Source organism: Halorubrum shenae, from assembly GCF_051194165.1.
Taxonomy (GTDB): domain Archaea; phylum Halobacteriota; class Halobacteria; order Halobacteriales; family Haloferacaceae; genus Halorubrum.
The window spans coordinates 32,563-44,130 of record NZ_JBLZNI010000020.1 but is presented as its reverse complement, the minus strand read 5'-3'; the positions used below and the strand labels follow the sequence as shown (position 1 = coordinate 44,130).

9 protein-coding genes are annotated in these 11,568 nt (G+C 67.4%); 7 read left to right on the top strand and 2 right to left on the bottom strand.

Annotated features, from left to right (window positions below; translation table 11 throughout):
* Window positions 1-135: 135 nt before the first annotated feature.
* Window positions 136-282, bottom strand: coding sequence for a DUF2080 family transposase-associated protein (locus ACNS88_RS15805; protein WP_007543159.1), 147 nt, complete (start codon window positions 280-282; stop codon window positions 136-138).
* Between the two features lie 617 nt (window positions 283-899).
* Entirely contained in the window at window positions 900-1,238 is a 339-nt protein-coding gene (locus ACNS88_RS15800; protein WP_435099661.1) for a DUF7344 domain-containing protein, read from the bottom strand.
* A gap of 281 nt (window positions 1,239-1,519) precedes the next feature.
* On the opposite strand from ACNS88_RS15800, the gene ACNS88_RS15795 reads away from it, so the two are divergent.
* From ACNS88_RS15795 to ACNS88_RS15765, 7 genes are all read left to right on the top strand, one after another.
* Window positions 1,520-2,698 (top strand): alpha-D-ribose 1-methylphosphonate 5-triphosphate diphosphatase, encoded by a 1,179-nt coding sequence (locus tag ACNS88_RS15795; protein ID WP_435099659.1) that lies wholly within the window; start codon window positions 1,520-1,522, stop codon window positions 2,696-2,698.
* A 558-nt stretch (window positions 2,699-3,256) separates the two neighbouring features.
* Window positions 3,257-3,484 (top strand): DdfA family disk-determining factor, encoded by a 228-nt coding sequence (gene ddfA / locus ACNS88_RS15790; RefSeq protein ID WP_435099657.1) that lies wholly within the window; start codon window positions 3,257-3,259, stop codon window positions 3,482-3,484.
* Between the two features lie 287 nt (window positions 3,485-3,771).
* Complete coding sequence (locus tag ACNS88_RS15785) at window positions 3,772-4,950, top strand: sugar phosphate nucleotidyltransferase (RefSeq protein ID WP_435099655.1); 1,179 nt, start codon at window positions 3,772-3,774, stop codon at window positions 4,948-4,950.
* Window positions 4,950-6,761, top strand: coding sequence for a glutamine--fructose-6-phosphate transaminase (isomerizing) (glmS, locus tag ACNS88_RS15780; protein ID WP_435099653.1), 1,812 nt, complete (start codon window positions 4,950-4,952; stop codon window positions 6,759-6,761). Before ACNS88_RS15785 ends, glmS begins: the two co-directional genes overlap by 1 nt.
* A 315-nt stretch (window positions 6,762-7,076) precedes the next feature.
* The gene (locus ACNS88_RS15775; RefSeq protein ID WP_435099651.1) at window positions 7,077-7,976 is read left to right on the top strand and encodes an NAD-dependent epimerase/dehydratase family protein; all 900 of its coding nucleotides are present in this window, start codon (window positions 7,077-7,079) and stop codon (window positions 7,974-7,976) included.
* A 282-nt stretch (window positions 7,977-8,258) separates the two neighbouring features.
* Entirely contained in the window at window positions 8,259-9,473 is a 1,215-nt protein-coding gene (locus tag ACNS88_RS15770; RefSeq protein WP_435099649.1) for a glycosyltransferase family 4 protein, read from the top strand.
* The gene (locus tag ACNS88_RS15765; protein WP_435099647.1) at window positions 9,470-11,491 is read left to right on the top strand and encodes a heparinase II/III domain-containing protein; all 2,022 of its coding nucleotides are present in this window, start codon (window positions 9,470-9,472) and stop codon (window positions 11,489-11,491) included. Before ACNS88_RS15770 ends, ACNS88_RS15765 begins: the two co-directional genes overlap by 4 nt.
* The last annotated feature ends 77 nt before the right edge of the window (window positions 11,492-11,568 follow it).

Sequence of the window (11,568 nt, the reverse complement as noted above, 5' to 3'; positions counted from 1 at the left end):
ACTTCCTCATTCCTTCCGAAAGATGTCCCGATAAGCCACCGCAGTTACGCGGTTTCTTGCTTAACTGAAGACGGATGGCATCTCGGTGAGGTCTTCCGATGGGCCGAGTCGATACTTGTAGTTGTACTGCATATCTTACTCGTCTGAGTCGGGTTCGGAGACGCGGACGACTTTCACGTCAGCACCACGCCAGCGTTTGGGAACGATGACGTGGGCGCTATTGCCCGACGGTTTTGCGGTTCCGTCGAGGACTTCCTCGCCTTCGATTTCAAACCTATCCATCACCTGTGTATAGACTATGGATAGACTTAAGGGTAGCGGTGGGCCTGTGGGTTGAGGGGTGGACGTGTTTGAGAATCGTGCGGCGCTGTATCCCCTCCCTACTGCGCTACTCGGTCGCTTCGCTCCCTGCGTTGCTCCTTGAGGAAGGGGACTTAGCGCCTAATTCCAGTTAAATATCGGTGGGCGAGAGCGGCGATCGCTTATAAACAAACGAGGCGGTGGCGCGCGCCTCCGAGCGCCCGATAGGGCGCGAAGAGCGCGTGCGAGGGAGTCGGTCGCCCGAAGCAGCGCGAGGGCGACCGACGAGGCTGGGGAGGTGTGAGGCTGCGGTTGCTGTGTGGTCGTTGTGCGGTCGCTGTGCGGTCGCTGTACGGTTGGGTGGGGCTCAAAGGGGCAGCCGTAGCTTTGCAGGTGTTCACTGCAGTGTCGTCGATCAGTTATAAATGATCGACCGCAACACCGCTCGGTCACGTATAAACAACCGTTCAACCACACTGATACACCTACTCCCGCGATCACCTCTCGCCGTAGCGGCCGCCGCAGTGTCAGAGTGCGTCTGTGGTCGAATCTTCCGACCGAGCCGACCGAATCGGAGCCGACAAGCTCTCCCCGATCCCTCACTCGAGCCGCTCGGCGACGAACTCCAGAAGCGCCTCGACCCGATCGTCGCCGCGGTAGGTGACGGAACTGTGCGTTCGATCGAACTCGATCACGTCCGCGTCCGCCAGCGTCGGCAGGTGCGTGTGGTGCAGTTCGATGGACGCGTGAACGCTCTCGGAGTCGGTCGGCTGGCCGCGCGATTCGAGCATCTCTGCGAGATTCTCGACGTCGACCTCGCAGCTATCGGTCGCGTGCAGGTGCCGGAGTATTGCTCGACGGTCAGGGTCGGCGACGGCTCGAAGTAGTGTTTCGGTTGGGGCGGTCTGGATATCTGAATACATTTGTTGTCGAACCATGTTTAGACGGAACAATCGCTCGCGGGGACATGGATGTACGGTTATTAATTTATTAATACATAAAAGAGGTCATTCACTTAGATAATTACACACTTTCGGCGACGATAGCCCACGCCTACTCAGTCTACGCCGCGTCAGCGATATTCGGTTGTCTCCGCCTAACAAAGCTTCGATCAGTATAACGGGTACGTCATGTACGGGCCTTCCACCAACGCGGACGCGACGGCTGTTCCACCGATCGGGACGGGCGACCCGGCTGTGGCGACCGAGGTGACCGAGCGATGACCGGTATCACCGAGATCAGAAACGGGCGGGTCGTCACGCCCACGGGGATCCTCGAAGGCGGGCGCGTCGTGATCGCCGGCGACCGGATCGTTCGGGTCGACCGGGGGTCCGAGAACGACTCGTCCGGACCGACGACGGTCGACGCCGACGGCCGGGTCGTGATGCCCGGAATCGTCGACCTCCACGGCGACGACCTCGAGTACCACCGCGCCCCGCGTGCGGGCGCCAGTGTCGACGCTCGAACCGCCCTCACGGCGGCGGACCGGTCGAACCTGCTCAACGGGGTCACGACCAAGTTCCACGCGGTCGCGTTCGAGGAGTCGCCGGACGACGGTCGGACGCTCCGGACCGCCGAGGAGATCGCCGCCGAGATCCGCCGGGAGGAGTACACCCTCGGCGACAACCGACTGCATGCCAGGTGCGAGCTGGCGGACGCGAGCGCCGACGCCGTCGAAGGCGTCATCGACCGGTTCGGCGTCGACCTGCTCTCCGTGATGCATCACGCGCCCGGCGACGGGCAGTACGACGACGACGAGTTCGAGCGCCACTACGTCGAAGACCGGAACTGGCCGGCGGAGTCCGTCGACGACGTGATCGAGACGCGGCGGTCGCTGGACCCGGCGGACCGCGACGACCGGCTCCGGCGGATCGCTGGACTTGCGCGGCGCGCTGGCGTGTCGCTGGCGTCTCACGACGACGAGTCCCCGCGCGACGTGGAGCGGGTGGCGGGCTGCGGCGCCGACATCAGCGAGTACCCGCTCACCCGCGAGGCGGCGCAGCGCGCGACCGACCTCGGGCTCGTCACCGTGATGGGCGCCCCGAACCTGGTCCGTGGTGGGAGCCTCTGGGACAACCTCAGCGCGCGCGACGCGATCGACGACGGGCTCGTCGACGTGCTGTGTGCCGACTACCACCCGCCGTCGCTGCTCGCCGCTCCGTTCGTCGACACCAGCGAGTCGCTGTCCACGCGCGTGAACCGCGTCACGCGCAATCCCGCAGCAGTCGCCGGGCTCGACGACCGGGGCCGGATCGCGGAGGGAGCGCGCGCGGACCTGATCGTGGTCGATCCGAACGGGACGCCGACCGTCGACCGGGTGTTCGTCGCCGGGACAGCGGCCGTCCGGACAGACCGCACCGCGACAGCCGACCGACGAACGCTGCCGGCCGGGTCGTGAGCGCGACCGACTCGGGAGTCGAAGAGCGTCACTAGAGCTGACGATCGTCACCAGGCTGGCTCTCGGCCTGTCGAAACGAGCGGTTCGAACTGCGAGTCACAAAAGACTGGAAGCCGGTTCCGAAACGCGAGGACCGGTACCACAGCGGAGGCGGGCCGCCCGGGGTCATGGACGTTCACGTCCGACTGCGGTACGACCACTGCTTGGAGTCGGGATTACTTTGCTATATAACATCTAAAAACGATATGACCTACTTATCCGATATCGGATGACAATTACTAGATCCGACGGGTGGCCGCCGAGCCGACGGGCGTCCGCTGACCCGACGGGTGGCCGCCGAGCAGACCATCACCCCCTTCCAGCGCGCCGACACTTCGGAAAACCGACGTTTCGGGGCGCGAACGCGGATATTTTCGGCACGATCGCGTGGGAAGATCGATACTGTTTATGTACCCGACCTGCAAGGGGGGGTAAGATCAAGATCTTATGACTGGTTCTGATGCCGAATGCTACCAGACGTCGGCCGTGACCGCCGATTCTCCGGGAATCCGAATTCCGATGGAGGGTGAGACCTCCGCGACCGTCGCGGTCGTCCGAGCCGTCGCCGAGGCGGAGGACGAATCCCCTGGAGATCTCCCCCTGTTAAGCGACGTCATAGACCCCGAGGCGTTCGACGCCATGTTCGACGACGACCGTCCCGGGCGTTCCGGCGTCTCTCTGTCGTTCGATTACTGCGGCTACGTCGTCACGATCACCGACGACGCGGTCGCGCTGGACGTTCGGTGACGACCGCGAGAGGAATCGCTCTCCGGCAGCTTAGCGCTCGATCGCTCTTCGATCGCACGATCCGGTCGACACCCCGATCGGTAGGACCCTCCTAACGTCTCCGGGCGGCTCCGTTCTGACCCCGTTTCGACGCCGGGCGACCGAAAGGTTCCGCATTACAATGAGTACCGACGCCGCAGGCAGAGCATGGTCCGATCTTATTTCGGAGCCCGTCGTCAGAGCCGGGTTGCCGTTCGCACTGCGGACGCAAATCGCTCGCGGATGGTTCGGGGGGTCGCATCGCTCCGATGAGCTCATTCACACAGGCGGTCGTCCTCGCCGCCGGCGAAGGGAGTCGCATCCGGCCACTGACCCGGTACCAGCCGAAGCCGATGCTCCGCGTCGCGGGCCGGCCGATACTGGAGTACCCGCTCGACGCCCTCGCGGCGCTCGGCATCGAGGAGGTTGTGATGGTGGTCGGCCACGCGAAGACGCGGATTCAGAACCACTTCGGCGGCGACTACCGCGGCCTCGATATCACGTATCTCACCCAAGAAAGCCAGCTGGGAAGCGGCCACGCCCTTCAGGTCGCCGCCGGTCACGTGGGCGACGAGTTCCTCGTCGTGAACGGAGACAACGTCATCGACGAGGCGATGGTGCGCGGGACCGCGGAGCGGTACGCGGAGACTGAGGCGACCGCCGCGCTGGCCGTGGCCTCGGCGACGGACGCGACCGAATACGGCACGGTCGCCATCCGCGACGGCCTCGTCGAGCGAGTGGTCGAAGGCGGCGACAGCGACTCCGGACGAGTCAACACCGGCGTGTACGCGTTTGATGAGTCGATCTTCGGTGCACTCGATCGGACCGGATTCGAGCGCGGCGAGCGACCCCTGACCGCCGCGATCACCGAGCTGGAGGGCCCCGTCGTCACCGCCGCCCCGAACGGGGTCTGGTTCGACTCCTCGTACCCGTGGGACGTGCTCGAGACCAACGAGGCGCTGCTGTACTCGCATCCGGAGCTCGTCGCCGCGGACCGGTCCGTAGACGACTCGGCGCGGGTCCACGAGTCGGCGGTGATCGGCGATCACGTCCTCGTCGGCCCCGACTGCAAGGTCTCGGCCGGCGCGGTCGTCCGGAGCGGGACGTGCCTCCACGAAAGCACGACCGTCGGCGAGAACGCCGTTCTGGAGGGATCTCTCGTCGGTCCGGACACCCGGATCGGCTCCAACGCGGTCCTGCGGGACACGATCGTCGGCGGGGGCGCGACGATCGGCGACGGGACGGTCTCGCCCGGCCGGTCCGCGACGCTCGTCTTAGACGGCGTCGAGTACACCGACCGACGGCTCGGCGGTATCGTCGCTGACCGCGCGACGGTCGGGTCGAACGTCACGATCATCCCCGGCTGTCGGGTCGGACCGCGCGCGACGGTCGGGTCCGGCGTCGCACTCAAACATGACGTGCCCGAGGGCGCGGAGGTGATGGGCTGATGTGCGGCATTACCGCTCGCGTCGGAACGGGGGACGCGGTCCCCGAACTCCTCTCGGGACTCCGCAATCTCGAGTACCGCGGCTACGACTCTGCCGGGGTCGCCACCGTCACGCCGGACGGGCTCGACGTGATCAAGCGCTCCGGCGAGATCGACGAGCTGTGCGAGGCGGTCGAGTCGAGCCCGGTGCGCGGCGCGACCGGGATCGGCCACACGCGATGGTCGACGCACGGCCCGCCGACGGACGAGAACGCTCACCCCCACACCGACTGTCTGGGGCAGGTCGCTGTCGTCCACAACGGGATCATCGATAACTACACCGAGCTCAGAGACGAGCTCTCGACCCACGAGTTCAGGAGCGAGACCGACACCGAGGTCGTGCCGCATCTCATCGAGGAGTTCCTCTCGGCCGGCTACTCCCCCGAGCAGGCGTTTCGGCGCGCGGTCGACAGGATCTCCGGGAGCTACGCGCTCGCGGCGGTCTTCGAGGGGAGCGACGCCGTCTACGGGACTCGGTCCGGCTCTCCTCTGGTGCTCGGCCGGTCCGACGACCGCTGTTACCTCGCGAGCGACGTGCCCGCGTTCTTGGAGTACACAGACGAGGTCGTCTACCTGCAGGACGGCGACGTGGTCGTCATGGACCCGGACGGGTACGAGATCACCGACACCGACGGCGTCGCCGTCGAGCGCGAGGTCGAGACCGTCGACTGGGACCCCGCGGACGCGGGGAAGGGCGGCTACAACCACTACATGCTCAAAGAGATCTACGAGCAGCCGACCGCGCTCCGGCAGTCGATCCGGGGGCGGAGCGACCCGTTGAAGGGTCGCGCCGATCTGGAAGAGCTCCCGGAGGACACCTTCGAGGGGATCGAGTCGGTCCACCTCGTCGCTATGGGCACGTCGTACCACGCGGCGCTGTACGCGCAGACGCTGCTCGCCGACCGGGGGATCCCCGCGCAGGCGTTCCTGTCGGGCGAGTACGGGTCGAGCCCGCCGCCGACGGACGACCGGACGCTCGTGATCGCGGTCACCCAGAGCGGCGAGACCGCCGACACGCTGTCGGCCGTCCGGAGCATTCAGGGGACTGGTGCACACACGCTGGCGCTGACGAACGTCGTCGGCTCGACGATCACCCGCGAGTGCGAGGACACCGTCTACATCCGCGCCGGCCCGGAGATCGGCGTGGCGGCGACCAAGTCGTTCTCCTCGCAGGTGGCGACGCTGATCCTGTTGAGCGAGCGATTGAGTCACGACATCGTCGGCGGGACCCCGCGGGCGACCGCGGAGCTTCTGGAGGCGCTCTCGGTGCTGCCGGACGACGTCCAGCGCATCCTCGACGAGTCGACGGCGAAGACAATCGCCGCCGAGTATCACGACAGCGACTCGTACTTCTTCATCGGTCGGGGCGTCGGGCACCCGGTGGCGTTGGAGGGGGCGCTCAAGTTCAAGGAGATCACCTACGACCACGCCGAGGGGTTCTCGGCGGCGGAGCTCAAACACGGGCCGCTGGCGCTCGTCACCGAGAAGACGCCGGTCTTTGCCGTGTTCACGGGACGAGACGACACCAAGACGCTCCACAACGTCAAGGAGATCCGCGCCCGCGGCGCGCCCGTGGTCGCGGTGGCCGCCGAAGGGACCGACCGGATCGAGGAGTACGCCGACCACGTCCTCGAGATTCCGAACACGCACCCCGACGTGGCGGGCATCCTCGCGAACGTCCAACTCCAACTCGTCTCGTATCTCGCCGCCGACGAGCTCTCTCGACCGATCGACAAGCCCCGGAACCTCGCGAAGAGCGTCACCGTCGAGTGACGCGGTTCCCCGCTTCCAGCAGTTTAATATGGCTCGCCAGTTAAGAGGTACTAGGGAACACGGGCGCAAAACAGCAAACCAGCTTGTGTGCCAGCACCTGTGTTTTGCAACGTCCGTGTCCCTTTTTAACCACTGAGCGACGGCCACGCCGCACGTCGCGGGCGGTGAGATTGGCGTTCCGCACGTCGCGGGCGGCGAGATTGGCGTTCCGCACGTCGCGGGCGGCGAACTCGGCTCCTCTCTCGGCGACTACCCGGTTTCGACCCCGAAAGGCACCGCCTACTAAACCCGGAGTCGGGCCAACCGGGAGCCATCATGGACGCACAGCGTGTGCTCGTTACGGGAGGCGGCGGATTCATCGGCGGCGCGCTCGTCGATTCGCTCCGCGGTGACACCGAGGTCCGCGTGCTCGACGTGGCTCCGGGGACCGACGTTCCGGACGACGTCCGGGCGATCGAAGGCGACATCCGGGACCGGGAGGTCCTCGACGAGGCGATGGCCGGCGTCGACGTGGTGTTTCATCAGGCCGCCCTCGTGAGCGTCGCCGACTCGGTGGAGCGCCCCCTGGAGAGCCACTCCGTCAACGCGACCGGGACGTTGCGCGTGCTCGAGGCCGCTCGGGAGCACGACGCCCGCGTCGTCTTGGCGTCGAGCGCCGCCATCTACGGCGACCCCGAGGACGTCCCCGTGCCGGAGACGGCGACGCTCGCGCCCGGCTCGCCGTACGGGCTCCAGAAGCTCGTGGCCGACCACTACGCCCGGTTGTATCACGAGCTGTACGGCGTCGAGACGGTCGCGCTTCGGTACTTCAACGTGTACGGTCCCGGCCAGACCGGCGGCGACTACGCCGGCGTCATCGAGGCGTTCCTCGAGCAGGCGCGGAGCGGCGACCCGCTAACGGTCCACGGGGACGGTCAACAGACCCGCGACTTCGTCCACGTCGACGACGTGGTCCGGGCGAACCGCCTCGCGGCCGAGACCGACGCGGTCGGGACGGGGTACAACGTCGGCACGGGCGAGTCGGTGACGATCACTGAACTCGCCGAGCGCGTGCGGGAGGCCGTCGGGAGCGACTCGGAAATCGTCCACACTGACGCCCGCGAGGGCGACATCCGACACAGCAAGGCGGATATCTCACGGGCGCGGGAGCGACTCGGCTACGAGCCGACCATCGGCCTCACGCCGGGACTCGACACGCTCACCCGCGGCGAGTAGTGCGGCCTCTGTGACGACTTAGCGACCTCGTAACAATACCTTCGAGAGCGGTATGCCGGAACAGTGACACGCCGCGCCCGATCGGGGCGGGCGATCGCCCCGATCATGAACCCACAGCTCGCTTCGATCCGCAGACGACCGACCGATCGGTCGGTCGATCAGTCGGTCGATAGCCCGGTTACTGAGCCGATCAATCAGCCGATCGATCGAGGACAGTCCACCGAACGACACGCGAGCCGGCGGTCCGTACCGACCCGACCGGCCTCGCCGACGCGATAACCGATGGCGAACGATTCCCCGCGCGTCGTCGTCGTCTCCCAGCACTACCCGCCCGACCGGTCCGGCAACGCCTCGCGGGTGAGCGACACCTGTGCGCACCTCGCCGAGGGCGACTGGGACGTCACAGTGGTGGCCCCGCCGCCGGCGTTCCCCCACGGGAAGTTCGACCGCTCTTGGAAGCGCAAGACGACGGAGACGGTCGACGGCGTCACCGCCCATCGGCTCTGGGCGTGGCAGCCGGCGTCCGAGGATCCCAGCTTCCTCGCGCGAATGGCCTACTACGTCCTGTTCCCGCTACACGCCCTCCTCTGGCTGCTCGTCAATCACCGGGAGTACGACGCGATCGTCACCTCCTCCCCGCCGATCTTCACCGGGCTGGCCGGGCTCCCCTTCGGTCTGCTGTCGGACACGCCCTGGATCGTCGACGTCCGCGACCTCTGGATCGACGCCGCCGTCGGCCTCGGCTTCATCGACGGCGGAGGCGCGATCGAGCGCGCCAGCAGGTGGTACGAGGGGCTCGTCCTCCGGACCGCGGACCGCGTCACCGTCACGACGAGGGTGCTGGGCGATGACCTCGTCGACCGGTACGGAATCGACGAGCGGTCCGTGTCCCACCTGCCGAACGGAGTCGACACCGAGACGTTTCGGCCCACGGACGCGGACCGAGAGCCGACGATCGTCTACACCGGCAACGTCGGCCACGCGCAGGACCTGGACGCCTGTATCCGCGCCATGTCGTCGGTCGCGTCGCCGGACGCGACCCTCCGGATCATCGGCGACGGCGACACGAGAGACCGACTGGAGCGGCTGGTCGCCGAGGAAGAGCTGGGCGACCGCGTCGAGTTCACCGGGCTCGTACCGCGGGAGACGATCCCGGAGATCCTCGACGGCGCGATGATCGGCCTCGCCCCGTTGAAACCCGACGACACGCTGGAGTACGCGGTGCCGACGAAGGCGTACGAGTACATGGCGTGTGAACTCCCGGTCGTCGCGACCGGAGTCGGGGAGATCGAGGCGCTGATCGACGAGTCCGGCGGGGGACTGTTCGTCGACAACGACGCGGAGGAACTCGCGAACGCCTTCGACGACCTGCTGTCGGACGGGGAGCGCCGCGACGCGCTCGGCGCCAGCGGGCGGACGCACATGGTCGAGCGGTACGACCGCGGGGTCGTCGCCGGCGAACTCGGCCGGATCCTCGACGAGGTGGCCGGCCGATGAGCGACCCGTTTCGGACGCCCGCGGAGCGGCGCGAGGCCGGCGAAGCCGGCGAGGAGGCGCCGACCGGAGCGGACACGCTGGCAGCGCCGAAGGGGGGACACGGCGGATCGGACCGGAAACGCGGCGGCGAGGACGACGGACAGGGGTTGCTCCGACGCCCCGAGGACTGGTCGATCGCCTCCCACACAATCCGCAACATGAAACCGGTCCAGCTCGCCGGCATCCTCGAACGCCGGCTCCGACACGCCGTCGTTCCGCGGCTTCCGACCGACTTCGACGAGCGGTACGACCGACAGATCCCTGACGATCTCTCGATCACCCCCGACCCGATCCGTGCCAATCTCGACCGGCTCCGGGCGAGCCTCTCGGAGGTCGAGCGCGCGGACTACCGCACCGCCGCCGACGAGGCGGCAGAGGGGCGATACACGTTCCTCGACCAGACGATCGCGTTCGGCGACCGCATCGACTGGGACCGTCCGGAGATCGACGAGCGGCCGATCTTCTGGCGGCTCAAACTCGCCTCGTTCGAGGGGTTCGAGTGGCTCGTGCTCGGTCACGAGTCGCCGTCGGGACTCGACTCGGTGCGGTCGCGACTCGAATCGCAGGCGTACGACTTCGACGCGTCGAACCCGATCGGCGAGCAAGCGTATCTCCGCCGGTCGTGGACCCCTCACTCGGTATCGCTCCGGATTCTCGGCTGGTCCCGCTACGTCGCCTGGTGTGACGGCGACGACGAGACCGAGGTTCCGGACCGATTGGTGCGGATGATCTACCGGAACGCGCTGTTCCTCGCGAACCACGTGGAACACGAGATCGGCGGCAACCACCTGGTCGAGAACGCCGCGGCGCTGATCGCGGCGGGCGTGCTCTTTCGCGACCACGACACCGGGTGGGTGCAGTCGGGGCGGACGGTGCTCAAGCGCGCCGGAACCGAACAGCTCCTGGCCGACGGCGGGCACTTCGAGCGGAGCCCGATGTATCACGTCACGGTCCTCCGGCGCTACGCGACCGCGACGGACCTCGTGTCCGCGGTCGGGCTCCCGACGACCGCGCTCGGGACGGTCGCCGAACACGCGATGGGCTTCCTCTCGTCGCTCGTCGAGCCCTCGGGAACGATTCCCCTGTTGAACGACTCGGTCCACGGGGAGGCGATCCGCGCGGCCTCCTGTCTGGCGTACTGTCGGGCCTGCTCGCTGACGCCGACGGTTCGGTCGCGGCACCACCCCGACGGCTCCGGCTACCGACCGCTCTCGACGGGCGACGGGACCCTCCTCTTCGACGTCGGCGACGTGGGGCCGCCGCACCTCCCCGCGCACTCGCACAACGACCAGCTCGGCGTCCTGCTGTGGATCGACGGCCGACAGGTGCTCGCGGACACCGGCGTGTACGACTACGGGGCGAACGAGCGCCGCCAGTACGCCCGCAGCGTGGCGGCTCACAACACCGCGCAGTACGGGAGTATCGAGCCGATCCCGACTGCCGGCAGCTACATGCTGGGCAAGCGCACGACCGTCACTGTCGACGCCGACGAGCCCGACAGAATCGCCGCCAGCCACGCCCGGCGCTCGTTCGGCGGGCCCTCGTACGAACACCGGCGGTCGGTGGCGACGATGGCGTCAGGGGCGGAGTCGGCGTCGGGAGCGGGAGCGGGGTCGGGGCCTGGCTGGCGGATCATCGACCGGGTCACAGGCGATCCGGACGCGACGTACACGGTCCGCTACCACTTCCACCCGGACGTCGACGTGAGCGGGTCGCCCGTGGCGCCCGCCGACGCCGCGTCGGACGCCGATCCGGACCCCGACAACGAGCTTCGATCCGGGACTGAGTGGCTCGCGATCCGCGCCGACGGGGAGCGGATCGCGTCGATTCGGTTCCCCGGGACGGAGCGCGTCCGACTCACGGAGTCTCCCTACTTCCCCGGGTACGGTCGAGAGCGACTCCGGCCGATGATCGCGGTCACGAAACCGACGGGCGAGGAGCTGCGGACGCTGCTGTCGATCGACTCGGACGACGGGTAGGCGAAGACTTGAGACGGGGTGTTCCGTTGAAGGCCTCGGTCGCCGCTGTATGCCGATCCAAGTGCAGTCAAGACGGA

Bases quoted from the DNA above. Each gene is read 5' to 3' on its own strand.
- ACNS88_RS15805 (WP_007543159.1), bottom strand. From the start codon at position 282: ATGGATAGGTTTGAAATCGAAGGCGAGGAAGTCCTCGACGGAACCGCA.
- ACNS88_RS15800 (WP_435099661.1), bottom strand. From the start codon at position 1,238: ATGGTTCGACAACAAATGTATTCAGATATCCAGACCGCCCCAACCGAA.
- ACNS88_RS15795 (WP_435099659.1), top strand. From the start codon at position 1,520: ATGACCGGTATCACCGAGATCAGAAACGGGCGGGTCGTCACGCCCACG.
- ddfA (WP_435099657.1), top strand. From the start codon at position 3,257: ATGGAGGGTGAGACCTCCGCGACCGTCGCGGTCGTCCGAGCCGTCGCC.
- ACNS88_RS15785 (WP_435099655.1), top strand. From the start codon at position 3,772: ATGAGCTCATTCACACAGGCGGTCGTCCTCGCCGCCGGCGAAGGGAGT.
- glmS (WP_435099653.1), top strand. From the start codon at position 4,950: ATGTGCGGCATTACCGCTCGCGTCGGAACGGGGGACGCGGTCCCCGAA.
- ACNS88_RS15775 (WP_435099651.1), top strand. From the start codon at position 7,077: ATGGACGCACAGCGTGTGCTCGTTACGGGAGGCGGCGGATTCATCGGC.
- ACNS88_RS15770 (WP_435099649.1), top strand. From the start codon at position 8,259: ATGGCGAACGATTCCCCGCGCGTCGTCGTCGTCTCCCAGCACTACCCG.
- ACNS88_RS15765 (WP_435099647.1), top strand. From the start codon at position 9,470: ATGAGCGACCCGTTTCGGACGCCCGCGGAGCGGCGCGAGGCCGGCGAA.